This window comes from Helicobacter sp. 23-1048, from assembly GCF_053654545.1.
In genome coordinates, this window is the sequence record NZ_JBSIUT010000001.1 from 527,428 (window position 1) to 544,110 (window position 16,683).

General features: G+C 41.3%; 13 protein-coding genes. 11 read left to right on the forward strand and 2 right to left on the reverse strand.

Translation table 11 applies throughout. From position 1 onward, the window contains the following. Position 1 precedes the first annotated feature (1 nt). The 6 genes from argC to gdhA all read left to right on the forward strand — a co-directional run bounded on the left by argC (position 2) and on the right by gdhA (position 7,391). On the forward strand, positions 2-1,006 hold the full coding sequence (argC, locus tag ACWIWK_RS02660) for an N-acetyl-gamma-glutamyl-phosphate reductase (RefSeq protein ID WP_454150583.1): 1,005 nt from the start codon (positions 2-4) through the stop codon (positions 1,004-1,006). 7 nt (positions 1,007-1,013) lie between these two features. Beyond that, complete coding sequence (locus ACWIWK_RS02665; RefSeq protein ID WP_454150584.1) at positions 1,014-1,814, forward strand: metallophosphoesterase; 801 nt, start codon at positions 1,014-1,016, stop codon at positions 1,812-1,814. 63 nt (positions 1,815-1,877) lie between these two features. Next, positions 1,878-2,834: a chemotaxis protein CheW gene (locus ACWIWK_RS02670; RefSeq protein ID WP_454150586.1), complete on the forward strand. Its 957-nt coding sequence runs from the start codon at positions 1,878-1,880 to the stop codon at positions 2,832-2,834. A gap of 77 nt (positions 2,835-2,911) precedes the next feature. Next, entirely contained in the window at positions 2,912-5,320 is a 2,409-nt protein-coding gene (locus tag ACWIWK_RS02675) for a chemotaxis protein CheW (RefSeq protein ID WP_454150588.1), read from the forward strand. Positions 5,321-5,322: 2 nt separating this feature from the next. Then, positions 5,323-5,817, forward strand: coding sequence for a chemotaxis protein CheW (locus ACWIWK_RS02680; protein WP_454150590.1), 495 nt, complete (start codon positions 5,323-5,325; stop codon positions 5,815-5,817). Between the two features lie 221 nt (positions 5,818-6,038). Beyond that, a complete protein-coding gene (gene gdhA / locus ACWIWK_RS02685) occupies positions 6,039-7,391 on the forward strand; it encodes an NADP-specific glutamate dehydrogenase (RefSeq protein ID WP_454150592.1) in 1,353 nt (450 codons plus the stop codon). Positions 7,392-7,564: 173 nt separating this feature from the next. Here the strand turns inward: gdhA and ACWIWK_RS02690 are convergent, their stop codons facing one another. Beyond that, complete coding sequence (locus ACWIWK_RS02690; protein ID WP_454150594.1) at positions 7,565-7,690, reverse strand: hypothetical protein; 126 nt, start codon at positions 7,688-7,690, stop codon at positions 7,565-7,567. Positions 7,691-7,715: 25 nt separating this feature from the next. Then, positions 7,716-10,487 carry an isoleucine--tRNA ligase gene (gene ileS, locus ACWIWK_RS02695; RefSeq protein ID WP_454150596.1) on the reverse strand — a complete coding sequence of 924 codons (2,772 nt, stop codon included), beginning with the start codon at positions 10,485-10,487 and terminating at the stop codon, positions 7,716-7,718. A 316-nt stretch (positions 10,488-10,803) separates the two neighbouring features. Here ileS and rpoD point away from each other — a divergent pair, with 316 nt between their 5' ends. From rpoD to ACWIWK_RS02720, 5 genes are all read left to right on the forward strand, one after another. Next, a complete protein-coding gene (rpoD, locus tag ACWIWK_RS02700) occupies positions 10,804-12,819 on the forward strand; it encodes an RNA polymerase sigma factor RpoD (RefSeq protein ID WP_454150598.1) in 2,016 nt (671 codons plus the stop codon). 201 nt (positions 12,820-13,020) lie between these two features. After that, positions 13,021-13,482: a 3-hydroxyacyl-ACP dehydratase FabZ gene (gene fabZ / locus ACWIWK_RS02705; RefSeq protein WP_454150600.1), complete on the forward strand. Its 462-nt coding sequence runs from the start codon at positions 13,021-13,023 to the stop codon at positions 13,480-13,482. A gap of 1 nt (position 13,483) precedes the next feature. Further along, positions 13,484-14,296 (forward strand): acyl-ACP--UDP-N-acetylglucosamine O-acyltransferase, encoded by an 813-nt coding sequence (gene lpxA, locus ACWIWK_RS02710; protein ID WP_454150602.1) that lies wholly within the window; start codon positions 13,484-13,486, stop codon positions 14,294-14,296. Next, complete coding sequence (gene clpX / locus ACWIWK_RS02715) at positions 14,296-15,606, forward strand: ATP-dependent protease ATP-binding subunit ClpX (RefSeq protein WP_454150604.1); 1,311 nt, start codon at positions 14,296-14,298, stop codon at positions 15,604-15,606. The genes lpxA and clpX overlap by 1 nt, the downstream gene beginning before the upstream one ends. Positions 15,607-15,641: 35 nt before the next feature. Further along, positions 15,642-16,673, forward strand: a complete 1,032-nt coding sequence (locus ACWIWK_RS02720) for a rod shape-determining protein (RefSeq protein WP_454150605.1) — start codon at positions 15,642-15,644, stop codon at positions 16,671-16,673. Positions 16,674-16,683: the final 10 nt, after the last annotated feature.

The window sequence follows — 16,683 nt, forward strand, 5'->3', positions numbered from 1 at the left end:
AATGAAACGCTTACGCGCTGGAATCATTGGAGTAAGTGGCTATACGGGTGCAGAGTTATTAAAGATTTTGCTTCCCCATCCACATTTTGAGATTACTTTGCTGGCAAACTCGCAGGGGCAAACAAACATAGAGCACATTCACCCCGAGTTTAAGGGAATCTTTGAATGTGAGGTAAAAAAGGCAGACCCACAAGAGGCGATTGCAAGTTGTGATATAGTGTTTTTAGCTCTACCGCATAAAAGTGCTATGGAGTTTGTCAAAGGCTTGGGAGAGAATCTCGGTGGGCTAAAGGTTGTTGATTTGTCCGCAGATTATCGCTTAAGCGCGCAAAATTATGAGAAGTTTTATTGTCCGCATATTGATTTGCATAATTTACAAGGCGCAGTATATGGGCTACCAGAATATGCCAAAAGAGAAATTGCGAATGCTTCTTTGGTGGCAAATCCGGGCTGTTATCCAACGGCGACACTTTTAGCCATTGTGCCATTTTTGCCATTTATTAAGTCAAATACTATCTTTGTCGATGCCAAAAGTGGCGTGAGTGGCGCGGGGAAAAAGCTCAGTGATAATACACATTTTCCCAGCATTAACGAAAATATCTTTGCGTATTCACCGCTAAATCATCGCCACCAAATCGAAATGGAAGAAAAATGTGCTCTTTTTGGGAATAGGGAATTGCAAATCCATTTTATTCCCCACCTTATCCCCATTACGCGTGGAATGTTAGTGAGTGTTTTTGCCGAGCTTAGCGAGGATATTGAGCCATTAGAAATTTTACAAAAAACCTACAAGGGAGCGGAATTTGTGAGAATCTGTGAAAGCCCCGTGCGTGTAAGCAATGTATGCAAAACTAATATGTGCGATATTTTTGCTTCAAAAAGAGGAAACGCGCTCTATGTCAATAGTGCGATTGATAATCTTATGCGCGGGGCGAGCTCCCAAGCGGTAGTAAATGCAAATTTAATGTGTGGATTCCCTGCGGACTGCGCAATCCCAAAAGTTTGATAGCTTAATGTCAAAATACACAGAAATTGTCATCAACCCTGATGCGGTGTTTGTCGCGGATTCTCATTGGTTTGATTACACGCTTATTAGTGAGAATCCCCACATAAATGCCACAGATTCTAGCGATTATACGCCAAAAGATTTGCCAAGTTTTTTAGAATCTTTGCGTTGCTCGCAAGTGTTTTTAATGGGTGATATTGCGCAAGTGCTCGTTGGCAACATTCACACAAGCGTGCAATCAAACCAAAAATTGCTCGCGGTTATAGAGATTGTAAGTCAAAGAAGCGAGGTTTTTTGGTTTGAGGGTAATCACGACTTTGCCTTGCAATCATTACAATCATTGCTCCCTCGCGTGCGTTTTATCCCACGCAAAAGCCAGCCACTTTTGGCGACATTGAATGAGAAGTGCGTAAGTTTAGCACACGGCGATTTGTTTTTAAATTTGCGCTATAAAGTGTATATTGGAATCTTAAATTCTTCTTTTGGTCGCAGTGTCATTAAAGTGCTTAATAAAGCGTGCTTTGGCAAGTTATATGAGGCATTGGAGCAAAAAATCGTGCGTAAAAAAATGCGCCCATTTGCTGGGGAATCAGAGGCATTTTGTGAGAGAAGATTGCATTTGTATGCACGATATTTTACTCATAGAGAAAAAAAAATGCCACAAATCATTATCGAGGGGCATTTTCATTTAAACACACACAAACTCAAAGATGGAGTTTTGTATGTGTGTTTGCCAGCTTTTTGTGAAAATAGCGAAACTTTATGCCTTAATACCCTCATAGATACAATCAATGATATAAAGATTTGATAAAATTGCCGATTGTTTTGGACTAAAGTCAAAGAGATTATAATATTTGGGAGAAATCAAAATATGCTAGGCGAAAAATCAGGCATTCCTAGTCTAAGCACCAATGAAATGGAGCTATTAGATTTTAGAATCTATGAGCTACGCGAAGATAACAGAGTTTATGAGGGTGTGTATGGGATAAATGTCGCTAAGGTTGAGGGCGTTGTGGTCTATCCAGACCATATTTTTGATTTGCCCGCCGCACCTGATTATGTGATTGGGACTTTTGATTTGCGTGGAGAGATTGTGCCGTTGGTGGATTTGACCAAGTGGATTAGAGTGCAATCTGATACCTCAAGGGATAGAGATAGAAAAGTCATTATCGCGATTTTTAATAACATTAAAATTGGCTTTGTGATTCACGAGGCAAAGAGAATCCGCCGTATTAGTTGGAAAGATATTGATGGCGCGGAGTTTGGTATGAGCGGTGATAATAGTCGCTCTAAAATCACGGGCACTACCCGCATAGAAGATGGTGTAACACTGCTGATTCTCGATTTAGAGGGAATCATTGATGATTTGGATTTCTACGACCCGATGAAATCTCTGTCTAAAGATGATGGTTCTACGCGCGAGATTCCCAAATTTGACGGAATGGCTCTCATTTTAGATGATAGTGTTATTGCGCGCAAACTTTTGCGCACTTCTCTTGGCAATGCGGGCTTTGAGCTTGTAGAGGCGGTGAATGGCGAAGATGGCTTGCAAAAGTTAGAGAGTTTGTATGCCAAGTATGGCAACGAGCTTAACAAACATCTTAAAATCATCGTTTCAGATGTGGAAATGCCAAAGATGGATGGCTTTCATTTTGCTGAAATAGTGAAGCAAGATAGGCGGTTTTCAAGCATTCCCGTAGTCTTTAACTCTTCGATTTGTGATAGAATTAGCGCGGAGAAGGGGAAAAAGGTTGGTGCTGATGCGTATTTAGTGAAATTTGATGCGGGGTCATTTTATGATGAAATCTCTAAAATTTTATCTAAATAGCTCTAAAATTTGCTACAATCCCAAAAACACTAAATTTTGGGGTTGATTAAAACTTAAATTTAAAGCGGAGGTTTTTTATGGATGATATGCAAGAGATAATGGAGGACTTCCTTGTCGAAGCCTTTGAAATGGTTGAGCAACTCGACCAAGACTTAGTCGAACTAGAGAGCAACCCAGAAGATTTGGAATTGCTTAATAGAATCTTCCGTGTGGCACACACCGTGAAAGGCTCTAGCTCATTTTTGAACCTAGACATTCTCACAAGCCTTACACACAATATGGAAGATGTGCTCAATAAAGCGCGTAGAGGTGAGTTAAAAATCACTCCTGATGTAATGGATGTGGTGCTTGCTTCGATTGACTTGATGAAATCTCTACTCAACGCCATTAGGGATAACGGCACAGATTCTAATAGTGGCATTGACATCACTGATATTGTAAAAAGATTGCAAGCTATCTCCACAGGTGGCGCAGCTCCAGCGGAATCTGCCCCAGAAGCTCCAGCCGCCGCCCCAGCACAACCAGCTCCAGCCACCACTCCAGCCCCAGATTCCTCCAATCCTTTAGCAAATGAGCCAGAGATTGATGTGTCATCAATGAGTGGCGAGCAAGTTGATGCTGAGATTGAACGATTGCTTAAAAAACGACAAGAGGCGGATAAGGCGCGTCGTGAGGAACTTAAAAAACAAGGTGTAGCAGTAGAAGTGCAAGCTCCAAGCGCACCAGCTACTGAAGCTCCAAAGGCTCAAGCTGCCCCAGCGCAACCAGCTCCAGCCGCCGCTCCCAAGCCAGCGGCCAAACCTGCTCCTAAACCAGCAGAGAAAAAAGACGGAAATGCTCCAGCGACTAATGTCGAGCAAACTGTGCGTGTAGATGTCCGTAGATTAGACCATTTGATGAATCTCATTGGTGAGCTTGTGCTCGGCAAAAACCGCCTTATTAAGATTTATGGTGATGTCGAGGAGCGATATGATGGCGAGCGATTCTTAGAGGAGCTTAACCAAGTTGTTTCAAGCGTTTCAAGCGTTACTACCGACATTCAGCTAGCGGTGATGAAAACGCGTATGCAACCTGTTGGAAAGGTATTTAACAAATTCCCTAGAATGGTGCGGGATTTATCACGCGATTTGAAAAAAAGCATTGACTTAGTAATCACAGGTGAAGAAACAGAGCTTGATAAATCTATTATTGAGGAAATTGGCGACCCACTTATTCACATTATCCGTAACTCTTGCGACCACGGTGTGGAATCACCAGAGGATAGAAAAATCGCTGGCAAGCCTGAAACAGGACGCGTGGATTTGAAAGCATATAACGAGGGAAATCATATCGTTATTGAAGTAGTTGATGATGGTAAGGGCTTAGATGCGGATATGCTTAAGCAAAAGGCAGTTGAGAAAGGCTTAATCAGCGAGCGAGAGGCTGATACAATGAGCGATAAAGAAGCCTTTGGTATCATCTTTAAGCCGGGCTTTTCTACCGCCAAAGTCGTCTCAAATGTCTCTGGGCGTGGTGTGGGAATGGATGTGGTGAAAACGAATGTCGAAAAACTCAATGGAATCATTGAGATAGATTCCGAAAAGGGTGTGGGCACGGTCTTTAAACTTAAAATCCCACTTACGCTTGCTATTATTCAAGCATTGCTTGTGGGTGTGCAAGAGGAATATTATGCCATTCCGCTTTCATCGGTTATTGAGACGGTGCGCATTAGCCAAGAGGAGATTTATGCTATTGATGGGAAGAGCGTGCTAAGATTGCGCGATGAGGTGCTTTCTCTCGTGCGATTGGCGGATATTTTTAAGGTAGATTCTGTTTTAGAGGCGATGAATGAAGTATATGTAGTCATCATCGGGCTTGCAGACCAAAAGATAGGCGTGATTGTGGATTATCTTGTGGGACAAGAAGAGGTGGTTATTAAATCACTTGGCTATTACCTAAAAGGCACAGAGGGCATAGCTGGAGCGACTGTGCGAGGTGATGGTAAGATTACACTTATTGTCGATGTCGCAGGTATGATGGAAATGGCAAAAAGTGTAAAAGTAAGCATCAATAAGCTAATGGACGAGGCTGAAACACAAAAAACCAAAAATTCTCCAGCGGATTATGTCGTGCTTGCTATTGATGATAGCAACACGGATAGAGCGATTATGAAAAAATGCCTTAAAAAGCTTGGCGTAACGGTGCTAGAAGCAGCAAATGGGCTAGACGGTTTAGAAATTGTCAAAAATAGCGATAAGCCACTTGATGCCGTGCTCGTGGATATAGAGATGCCAAAGATGGATGGTTATACTTTCGCTAGCGAAGTGCGAAAATACAATAAATTTAAGAATCTGCCACTGATTGCGGTTACAAGTAGGAATAGTAAGACGGATAGAATGCGCGGGGTAGAATCTGGTATGACAGAGTATATCACTAAGCCCTATACACCCGAGTATTTAACCAATGTGGTAAAACGCAACATTCACCTTGAAACGACAGGAGAGTAAAAATGAGCGACCAAGTAAAAAAAGTAATGCAAGACCAGCAAAAGGGAATTGATAACAAAAACACCGAGATTGAGGAGGCGTTGCAAGTCATTAGCTTCACTATTGGCAATGAAGAATTTGCTGTGCCAATCCTTAATATAAAAGGAATCGAGCGACCTATCGAATATACACGCGTGCCGGGCACACCTAATTATGTGTTGGGTGTGTTTAATCTACGCGGAAGTGTCTATCCGCTTATTAACTTACGAATGAAGTTTGGACTTAATGCGATTAAGCAAGATAAAGACACACGATATTTAGTCGTGCATAATCACGATGAAATGGCGGGTTTTGTCATTGATAAACTCAATGAGGCTATGTGGATAAATCAAAGCGATATTGACCCTGTGCCAGAAACCATTGGTGAGGGAGAGAATCTCATTCAAGGCATTGGCAAGCGAGAGGATAGACTTATCTCAATCCTTAAGGCAGAAAATCTTCTCAAGCGAGTTTTTTAAGCTCGCTCCCCATACATTAAGTTCCTTCTTTTTTATTTTCTATCTTTTTAAGTAGTTTTTGCAGTCGTGCTATATTGAGACAAATAATTTTTTAATATAGTAAATTAGGGAAATTATTTGTAGAATTTTTGCATAAATTGCAAGATTCTCATTATGTTTAAAAAATTTTTAAGTTTAATTTCGTTAGAATCGCCTCGTAAAAAAATATTAAGGAGCGTACAATGTCTTATACACAGCAAGTTCTAGCCAACTTAAAGGCTAATTTTCCGTCTCAGGTGCTTTTTCATCAAGCCGTAGAAGAGGTTTTTGATTCTCTTCGTTTAGAAGTGGATAAAAATCCAAAATACCAAAAAAACGCGATTTTAGAGCGAATGGTGCTCCCAGAGCGCGAGATTCACTTTCGTGTGCCTTGGGTTGATGATAATGGTAAAGTGCAGGTTAATCGGGGCTATCGTATTGAGTTTAGTTCAGCGATTGGACCATATAAGGGAGGATTACGCTTTCACCCAAGTGTAAATGAGGGCGTAATCAAGTTTTTGGGCTTTGAGCAAGTGCTTAAAAACTCTCTTACCACGCTTGCTATGGGCGGTGGTAAGGGTGGAAGCGACTTCGACCCACACGGCAAAAGTGATGGCGAAGTAATGCGATTTTGCCAAAGTTTTATGAATGAGCTTTTCCGTCATATTGGTGCGACTACCGATGTGCCAGCGGGTGATATAGGTGTTGGAGGGCGTGAGATTGGCTATCTTTTTGGTCAATATAAGCGTCTTACCAATCGTTTTGATGGTGTGCTCACAGGCAAGGCTCTTGCTTGGGGCGGAAGTTTAGTGCGCACAGAAGCCACAGGCTATGGATGTGTGTATTTTGCTGAGGAAATGCTAAAAGAGCGAGGCGAGAGCTTGCAGGGCAAGACTTGCACTGTCTCAGGTGCGGGCAATGTGGCAATCTACACGGTTGAGAAACTCCATCAATTAGGCGCAAAAGCCGTAACGGTAAGTGATTCTAAAGGAATGATTTATGATGAGAATGGTATTGATGTGGCGTTGCTAAAAGAGATTAAGGAGGTTCGTAGAGAATCTTTAGAATCTTATGCAGCACAAAAATCAAGTGCCAAATACACAAAAGCAAGCGATTATAAAAAGGGCACAAATGGCGTGTGGAGTGTGCCTTGCTTTGCAGCATTCCCATCAGCGACACAAAATGAAGTAAGCGAAGAGGACGCTAAGATACTCTTAAAAAATGGGTGCAAATGCGTGAGTGAAGGAGCGAATATGCCTTCAACTATCGAAGCGGTGCATCAATTCCTCAACGCAAAAATCGCTTATGGTCCGGGTAAAGCTGCAAATGCTGGTGGCGTGGCAGTGAGCGGATTAGAAATGGCGCAAAATGCAAGTATGAATCCGTGGAGTTTTGATGTGGTTGATGCAAGATTGCACGAGATAATGGAGAGCATATTCCGTGCTTCAAGTGAAGTGGCTAAGGAATTTGGTGAGCCTACGAATCTCGTGCTTGGCGCAAACATTGCTGGCTTTAGAAAAGTGGCTGGTGCGATGATTGACCAAGGAATTGTGTAATCACAAACTACGATGCAAAGATTCTATAAGAGAATCTTTGCGTTTTTGCTCTAACTTCCCCACACAAGAATCCCATAAAGATTTAATCCAATACGATAAATATTATGTATTATTTTTCATCATTGTAATTTTAGAAAGTAAGTTTAAAAGAGTTGATGATTGCAAATATTTTATTACGAATTAGGGCGGAAGTATCGCAGGAGTAAAAATATCACTAATGACAATCCTAACACAACACCAATGGTGCTAAACGCTTCAAAATATCCAAAAGGCTTGCTTAAATCAAATACATTTTCCATACCATTTTCCTATTGTGCTAGATTCTCACCCGACTACTTGCTTACAGCGCGCGCATAGGCAATCCTCGCTGGGCGCGATAAATTGCCAACAGCGCGGGCACTTATGCTTTTTGGCGCGGGCGATATAAAATGTCTCGGTGGTTTTTGATTGTGCGTTTTCAATGCCAAATTCACCCAAAATTTCCTCACCATCTTGCGCACTCTTGCATTCACTTACGATAAGCCATCGCTCCAACTCGCTAAACTCTTGCTTATTTGGGCTTATTACGCAGAGTTCTAGCGAGGATTTGATAAGTTTTTCTTTTTTAAGCCCATCTACGCATTCGCCAAACTTCTCTCTAATGTGCATTAAACGAGTAAAATCCGCTGTATATGCGAGATTACTAAGAGAATCTAAGTCGCTATCGCGTATGTCAAAAATGTCTTCCCCGCCGTTTTTTACCAATTCACTTGCGTGCGAAAATGCCTCATACGCAGTGTATGTCAGCACAGGAGCGATAGTGAAAAGTAATTTGCGTAAGATAAGTGCCATAGCACTTTGAATAGAGAGCCTACGAGAATCGCCAATCCCATCACAATACAAGCTATCCTTACACAAATCCATATACACACCACTTAAATGCGTGCTTAAGAAGTTCATTATCACACTAAAGCCCTTAGCGAACTCATACTCACCAAAGAGTGTGTTTGCAGTGTTTAGTTCCTTTTGTGCGAGTGCGACAATGTAGCTATCAATCTGTGAGCTTAGCGGGGCGAGATTCTCCAAACCCTGCGTGTTTGCAAGGAGGAATCGAATGGTATTACGCACCTTTTTATACTGCTCGCTAATTTGCTTTAAAATCTCATTAGAAATGCGTTGGTCATTTTGATAATCACTTAATGCCACCCAAAGTCTTAGAATCTCGCTTCCATATTGCTTGATGACTTCTTGTGGAAGCACCACATTGCCTAATGATTTGCTCATTTTACGCCCATTTGCATCCATTGTGAATCCGTGCGTAAGCACGCTTTTATACGGGGCTTTTTTGTTGATTGCGCACGACACAAGCAATGAACTTTGAAACCAGCCTCTATGTTGGTCGCTCCCCTCCAAATACATACTCGCAGGATATGCGCCTGCATTGTATTTGGGATTTTGTAGCACAGCACTCCAAGTGCTTCCGCTATCAAACCACACATCTAAGATATGTTTGCCTTTTTGCAAATCTTTTGCTCTGTGTTTCCAGCTTTGCGGGAGTAACTCTTCTACTTCACGCTCCCACCACGCATCACAGCCTTGTTTTTCAAATATTTGTGCGATATGCTCTAACACTTCGGAATCTAAAATTGCCTCGCCATTTGTGCTATCTATGAAAAATGCGATTGGCACACCCCAATCTCTTTGACGAGAGATACACCAATCAGGGCGATTTTGCACCATTCCATAGATTCTATTGCGTCCAATTTGTGGATAAAATGTCGTTTTTTCAATTTCACTTAGGGCAATTTGGCGCAAAGTTTTCCCCTCAAAGAATGGCTCATCGAGCAAAATAAACCATTGTGTCGTGGCACGATAAATCACAGGTTTATGAGAACGCCAGCAATGTGGATAGGAGTGCGTAATTTTACTTGAATGCAATAGATTCTCCCCTAAAAGCTCTAAAATGCGTGGTTGGGCATCAAAAATATGCTGACCGACAAATTCTTTTGCATTTGGCAGGAGATTAAGACTCTCCACCAAAGGCGAGAAATTCCCCTTATCATCAACAGGCATAATAACCTCTAATCCATACTCCAAGCCAATGTAGTAATCATCTTCGCCGTGCCCGGGCGCAGTATGCACCGCTCCACTCCCATCATTAAGCGAGACATATTCTGCTAAAATCAACACAGAATTTCGCCCATTAAGCGGATTTATCGCCTTTAGATTCTCTAATTCTTTCGCGTTAAATTCACGCGTTATTGTTTGTAAGCCAAGAGTTTCTTTAAGTTTTTCAAAGAGTGATTTTGCCACAATGCACCCATTTTGCGCAAGGACATAGATTTCATTTGGATTGATTGCAATCCCCACATTAGCTGGCAATGTCCAAGGTGTGGTCGTCCAAATCACTACACCAACTTCATTTGCACTAGATTCTAGCTTAAGAGATTGTTTTGCCTCATCGCTTAGGGCAAACTTCACAAAGATAGAATCTGAAACTTTATCTTGGTATTCTACTTCTGCGTCTGCAAGCGCGGTTTCACACGCCCAGCTCCAATAAATCGGTTTTAATCGTTGCACGAGCAAGCCCTCTTTGGCGATTTGGCAAAGGGAGCGATAAATTTGTGCCTCAAAGGCATAATCCATTGTTTTATAAGGATTTTTAAAGTTGCCAAGCACTCCTAATGCTTGAAATTCCTCACTTTGAATAGTGAGGAAATTTTGCGCCCAATCTCTACACATTTGGCGAATGGTTGATTTTGGCAAAGTATCTTTTTTTGCCTTACCAAGTTTTTCCTCTACCTTTTGTTCAATGGGTAATCCGTGGCAATCCCAGCCCGGCGTATAGGCGATTTTCTCACCTTTGAAGTAGTGGTATTTCACTACAATGTCTTTAAGAATCTTATTAAGCGTGTGCCCGATATGCAAGTGTCCGTTGGCGTATGGGGGACCATCGTGTAAATTAAAAGCATCTTTGCTGCTTTCATTTGCCTTTAGCATTTTTTCATATATTTTTTTTTCTTGCCATTTGGCATATACGGGTGGTTCGCTAGCAGTGAGGTTACCACGCATTGGGAAATCTGTGTTGGGTAAAATAAGCGTATCTTTATAATCCATACATTTAGCCTTAAGTTGAATTTAACTTGGAATTGTAGCAAAATTAAAGAGTGTTTAGGTGTGTTGGCAAGATATTCATTAAGAATGCTTTTTAAAAGCCTTAATTTAGGGCATTGTAGCAAAAAGTTAGAGAATCTTTGAGCGAAAAATTGCAGAATTTAGATACAAAAATTCCTTAAAATTCTATAAATTTTGCGTTTTATTTACCAAAATATGGTTTTTGGTATTAAATTTTTTTAGCATTAGTCGATAGTTAGCCGATTTTAAAGGGTGTAACAAATGCAAAAAAATAAGCAGAACTTTTAAGGAGTGTCGTATGGCAGTGCAAAATGAACAAAACGATGTCTTTGATGAGATGACTGATGCTGATATGGAAGAGATGATTATCATTGATGGAGAAGATGAAAAAAGCACTGATAAGAAAAAAGCCAAAGAAGTAATGGGCTCTTTGGAAAAATTCTTTAAAGAGGAAGAAAGTAGTTATGTAACCTACGAAAAAATTGCACAAATTTTTAACAAAGCACCATCAAGCGCGCAAGCACGAAAAATCCGCGAAATGGCAAAAAAATACAAAAAAGAACTTTTAAGCTCTTCAGAAGCAGCAATCAAGCTCAACAACAAAGAAAAAGTCCAATCTCAAAAAGAGCGCAAGAGAATCTTAGATGAGGAATTAGAGAGCGAGTTTGACTTCACTAAAGATAAAGAGCTCTTAGAGTGGAGCAGGAGTGATAGTCCTGTGCGAATGTATCTGCGTGAAATGGGGCAAGTGCCACTTCTTACCAAAGAAGAAGAGGTGGATTTGTCTAAAAAAATAGAAATTGGAGAGAGCACTATTTTAGATGCGATTTGCTCCGTGCCTTATCTTATTGATTTTATCTATGATTACAAAGACGCGCTTATCAATAGAGAGAGACGCGTAAAGGAGCTTTTTAAAAGTTTTGATGATGAGGAGGAGGGTGAAGATTCTGAATCATTGGAGCTAGATGTCGAGGAGAGCGATTTAGAATCTGAAAGCCCAAAGCAAACACTCGAGGATAAAAAAGTCTCAAAAGTCGCCAAGCGTAAGGATAAAAAGCGCGTAGAAAAAGTGTTAGAGAGTTTTAAAGCACTTGATAAAGCCAAGCGCGATTGGCTTAAAGTCCTTAACACAGAAAACACAATCAATGAAAAAGAGAAAAAAAATAAAGCTAAGAGTGATGAGGATTTGGCACAGATTCTCTTGCTCGCACACAAAAAGCAGATTTTAAAGGACAAATTGCTCGATTTAGGTCCTACGAGCAAACTTATTAACGAGCTTGTCAAAGCGATGGAAAATACACTAAAAAGTGGCGATGGGTTTGAAAAAGAGCTCAAAAGACTTGAGTATAAACTCCCACTTTTTAATGATACGCTTAAGCAAAATCACCAAGAGATTCTCTCTAAAATTACTTCAATGAGTCGCGAAGACATTGTCGCTAGTGTGCCAGAAGCCACGATGGTGAGTGCGTATGTAGAGATTCAAAAGCTCTTTAAAACAAAAGAGGCAAGTGAGGGCGGGTTTAACCTAGAGCCAGAGAAACTCAAAGAAATTTTAGAGCAAATTAAGCGTGGGAAAAACATTTCAGATAAGGCAAAGGCAAAAATGGCAAAATCAAATTTGCGCCTTGTAGTAAGCATTGCCAAACGCTACACCAATCGTGGGTTGCCGTTTTTGGACTTAATCCAAGAGGGAAATATCGGGCTAATGAAAGCGGTAGATAAGTTTGAATACAAAAAGGGCTTTAAGTTTTCTACTTATGCGACTTGGTGGATTCGCCAAGCTATTTCGCGTGCAATCGCTGACCAAGCACGCACGATAAGAATCCCAATCCATATGATTGAGACGATTAACAGAATCCACAAGATTATGCGTAAGTCTATACAAGAGACAGGCAAAGAGCCAGATGTAGAGTTCATCGCTAAAGAAGTGGGCTTGCCTGTGGATAAAGTAAAAAATGTGATTAAAATTACCAAAGAGCCAATTAGCTTAGAAGCTCCTGTGGGCAATGATGATGACGGGAAGTTTGGAGATTTTGTCGAGGATAAAAACGCCGTTGGTCCAATGGATTTCATTTTAAAAGAGGATTTAAAAGCCCAAATTGATGATGTGCTAGAGCAACTCAATGATAGGGAAGTGAGAGTTATTAGAATGCGCTTTGGGTTGCTCCCAGATGAGAGCGACCGCACGCTTGAAGAGATTGGCAATGAGCTTGGTGTAACGCGAGAGCGCGTGCGACAAATAGAATCGAGTGCGATTAAAAAGTTAAAACACCCAAAAGTCGGGCGCAAACTCAAAAATTATATGGAAGAATAAGTGAGCTTTGGCACAAATGTAGTGTTAAATACCCAAGATTTCATAGAATCTGCCTAAATTCTCTCTGATTTTATGCAGATTTTGTATTTGTAATAAAAGTTACAAGACAAGGCATTTTTTTAGTGCGTATTTTTAGGATTTTTTTGCTAAAATACCTTTTTTATTTAAGTCTGCAACTTTAAAACAAAAGGCAAATACACAATGATGGATGTAAATAAGATTAGAGAAATCCTCCCACATCGCTATCCTATGCTATTGGTTGATAGGGTGGTGAGCCTTATCCCAAACGAAAGTATCGAAGCATATAAAAATGTAACAATTAACGAAGAGGTCTTTTTAGGGCACTTTCCACGACAGCCGATTTATCCGGGCGTTATGCAGATTGAGGGAATGGCGCAGGCTGGGGGATTACTCGCGTTTTGTAGTATGTTTGGTGATAATGTCGAGGAAGCAAAAACCAAAATTGTGTATTTTATGACGATTGATAATGTAAAGTTTAGAATCCCCGTAGTGCCGGGCGATAAACTCGTATATAAACTCAGCGTGCTTAAGCACAGAGGGAGCATTTGGAGCTTGAGCGCACAAGCGTTTGTCGATGATAATGTCGTTTCTGAATGCGAGCTTAAAGCGATGATTGCAGATTCCACAGATTCAAAGAGTTAGTATGCAAGAAGCACTTATTTCCCCAAATGCCATTATAGAATCTGGAGCAAAGATTGGCAAAAATGTCAAAATTGGGCATTTTTGTGTTATTGGCAAAAATGTCAAAATTGGAGATAATTGCCAAATCGCTAATAATGTTACCATTAGCGGATATACAAAGATTGGCAACAACAATAAAATTTACTCAAATGCCTGCATTGGCACACATCCCCAAGACTTAAAATATGCTAATGAGCCCACAGAGCTTGTCATTGGTGATGATAACATTATCCGTGAATGCGTTACGATGAATACAGGCACGATTGGTGGCAGTGGAGTTACACGCGTAGGAAATAAGAATCTTTTTATGGCGTATGCACATATCGCGCACGATTGTCAAGTGGGTGATGAGTGTATATTTGCTAATGTGGCGACTTTAGGCGGGCATGTTAAGGTGGGGAATTATGTAAATATGGGTGGACTTACAGCCGCACATCAGTTTGTCCAAATTGGTGATGGTTGTATGCTCGCAGGTGGGTCTATCTTGGTGCAAGATTTGCCACCATATTCTATGGCGCACGGCTCGCACGCCTACATTCGTGGGTTAAACAAACACCGAATGCGCAAGATTTTTAACTCCAAAGAAATTGATGAGATTTCCGCGCTTTATAAGCGGTTGTATTCTCGCACTGCGCCGTTAAAAGAGCTTGTAAAAAAAGAGCTAGATTCTAAAGAAATCACACAAACAATGCGATATATTTGCGAATTTATTTTGGGTGCGACTCGCGGGATTCCATTTAGGGGTGGCAATAATCATAGTGAAGGAAATGAGTAATGGAGAGATATTGTAATTTTTGTGGCAAGCCAGAAACACCAAGTAATCGTATCATTACGGGCAATGTAGGAGTTTCTAAAAATGTGTATATTTGTGAGAATTGTGTGCGTGCTGTGGAAATTGCGCTCAATCGAGCTCCGTTGGAAAGCATTGAGAGCGAGGGTAAGGCGCAATCGCCATTTGATTTGCCAACGCCAAAAGAGCTTAAAGCAAAACTTGATGAGTATGTCATCGGACAAAATGATGCAAAAAAGGTTTTTAGCGTGGCGGTGTATAATCACTACAAGCGCATTAGCCACCAAGATGTGGAGCAAATAAGGAATCCACAGGAAAATGAGCTAGCTCGCGGATTAGAAGAAGTTGAGATTGCGAAGTCTAATATCTTGCTTATTGGTCCCACAGGGAGTGGGAAAACACTTATGGCACAAACTTTAGCGCGATTTTTAAATGTGCCAATCGCGATTTGTGATGCGACAAGTCTCACAGAAGCTGGTTATGTGGGCGAAGATGTGGAAAATATTTTAACGCGTTTGTATCAAGCTGCCGATGGTGATGTGAAGTTAGCCGAGCGCGGTATCGTGTTTATCGATGAGATTGATAAGATTTCACGCCTTAGCGAAAACCGCTCTATCACGCGTGATGTGAGTGGCGAGGGTGTGCAGCAAGCATTGCTAAAAATTATTGAGGGAAGTTTGGTTAATATCCCACCAAAAGGCGGGAGAAAGCACCCAAATCAAGAATTTATCCAAATTGACACGAGCCATATTCTTTTTATTTGTGGCGGAGCGTTTGATGGTTTGGGTGAAATTATCAAACGCAGAGTGGGTGGCAATGTGCTTGGATTCAATGGTAAAAAGCGTGGTAAAAGCGATGAGAGCGAGCTACTCCATTTAGTCGAGCCAGATGATTTAGTGGGTTATGGACTTATCCCTGAGCTCATTGGACGATTGCATATTATCACTACGCTAAGTCCTATTGATAAAGAGGCGATGATAGAGATTCTAACTAAGCCCAAAAACGCTCTTATAAAGCAGTATCAAAAACTTTTTGCAATGGACGGAGTGAAGTTGCATTTTGACTTGGGGGCGATTGAAGAGGTCGCAGAATTAGCCATCGCGCGTAAAATTGGTGCGCGTGGGTTGCGCTCAATTATTGAGGAGCACATCAATGATTTAATGTATGAATTACCAGAATTAAGAAACTGCGAGGTAAGCATTACTAAAGATTGCATACAAGGAAACAAAAAACCACTTATCATAAAGACAGCTACGGCAAAGACAACCATTGGTAAAAAGGCGCGTAGCTCGTAGCTAAGTGGTGATAAATCTAATACAAGGAGTTTAGAATGTTTGATAAGTTTGTAGGAGCACTTTCAAAGGATATTGCCATTGACTTGGGCACGGCAAATACGGTGGTTATTGTGAAAGGTGAGGGCATTGTAATCAATGAACCCTCCGTAGTCGCTGTGCAAACAGATAAAAGAGGCACAGACAGAATCCTCGCTGTGGGGTATGAGGCAAAAGAAGTCGCAGGCAAAACGCCAGATAGGATTAAGGCTGTGCGCCCAATGAAAGACGGCGTGATTGCGGATTTTGAGATGACAGAAAAGATGATTCGATTTTTTATTGAAAAGGCACATAAGCGAAAGTCTCTCGTGCGCCCAAGAGTTATGGTATGTGTGCCTTATGGCCTCACAGGTGTGGAGAAAAAGGCAGTAAGAGAATCTGCGCTTGGGGCTGGAGCTAGAGAGGTGTATTTGATTGAAGAGCCAATGGCGGCGGCTATTGGTGCTGGATTACAGACTGATGAAGCAAAAGGGAATCTCGTCATTGATATTGGCGGTGGGACGACAGAAATTGGCGTGGTGAGTTATAGTGGTCTTGTGGTGAGCAAAAGTATCAAAGTCGCGGGAGATAAGTTTGATATGGCTATCCAAGATTATGTGCGTAAAAAATATAATCTCCTTATTGGCGAGCGCACAGCAGAAGAGATTAAGCTAGAAATTGGTTCGGCTTCACCGCTTGAGAATCCACTCACCTATCAAGTTAATGGTCGTGATAATGTGAGCGGATTGCTTAACACTATTCCTTTGACTAGCGAGGATTGCAGAGAGGCGATGAAAGAGCAACTCAAAGAGATTGCTAATGCGTTAAAATCCGTGCTTGAGGAAACTCCGCCAGATTTATCAGGAGATATTGTAGAAAATGGAATCGTGCTTACAGGTGGCGGGGCACTTATACGCGGACTTGATAAATATCTTTCTGATATTGTTAAGCTTCCTGTGTATGTCGCAGAAGAACCACTACTATGTGTGGCAAAGGGCACAGGCAGGGCTATGGAAGACCCACGACTTTTAGAAGAACTCGCTATCGAGTAAGATAAGAATC

What these genes read in the sequence shown, in the direction of transcription:
- argC (WP_454150583.1), top strand. Translation starts at nt 2, where the DNA reads ATGAAACGCTTACGCGCTGGAATCATTGGAGTAAGTGGCTATACGGGT.
- ACWIWK_RS02665 (WP_454150584.1), top strand. Translation starts at nt 1,014, where the DNA reads ATGTCAAAATACACAGAAATTGTCATCAACCCTGATGCGGTGTTTGTC.
- ACWIWK_RS02670 (WP_454150586.1), top strand. Translation starts at nt 1,878, where the DNA reads ATGCTAGGCGAAAAATCAGGCATTCCTAGTCTAAGCACCAATGAAATG.
- ACWIWK_RS02675 (WP_454150588.1), top strand. Translation starts at nt 2,912, where the DNA reads ATGGATGATATGCAAGAGATAATGGAGGACTTCCTTGTCGAAGCCTTT.
- ACWIWK_RS02680 (WP_454150590.1), top strand. Translation starts at nt 5,323, where the DNA reads ATGAGCGACCAAGTAAAAAAAGTAATGCAAGACCAGCAAAAGGGAATT.
- gdhA (WP_454150592.1), top strand. Translation starts at nt 6,039, where the DNA reads ATGTCTTATACACAGCAAGTTCTAGCCAACTTAAAGGCTAATTTTCCG.
- ACWIWK_RS02690 (WP_454150594.1), bottom strand. Translation starts at nt 7,690, where the DNA reads ATGGAAAATGTATTTGATTTAAGCAAGCCTTTTGGATATTTTGAAGCG.
- ileS (WP_454150596.1), bottom strand. Translation starts at nt 10,487, where the DNA reads ATGGATTATAAAGATACGCTTATTTTACCCAACACAGATTTCCCAATG.
- rpoD (WP_454150598.1), top strand. Translation starts at nt 10,804, where the DNA reads ATGGCAGTGCAAAATGAACAAAACGATGTCTTTGATGAGATGACTGAT.
- fabZ (WP_454150600.1), top strand. Translation starts at nt 13,021, where the DNA reads ATGATGGATGTAAATAAGATTAGAGAAATCCTCCCACATCGCTATCCT.
- lpxA (WP_454150602.1), top strand. Translation starts at nt 13,484, where the DNA reads ATGCAAGAAGCACTTATTTCCCCAAATGCCATTATAGAATCTGGAGCA.
- clpX (WP_454150604.1), top strand. Translation starts at nt 14,296, where the DNA reads ATGGAGAGATATTGTAATTTTTGTGGCAAGCCAGAAACACCAAGTAAT.
- ACWIWK_RS02720 (WP_454150605.1), top strand. Translation starts at nt 15,642, where the DNA reads ATGTTTGATAAGTTTGTAGGAGCACTTTCAAAGGATATTGCCATTGAC.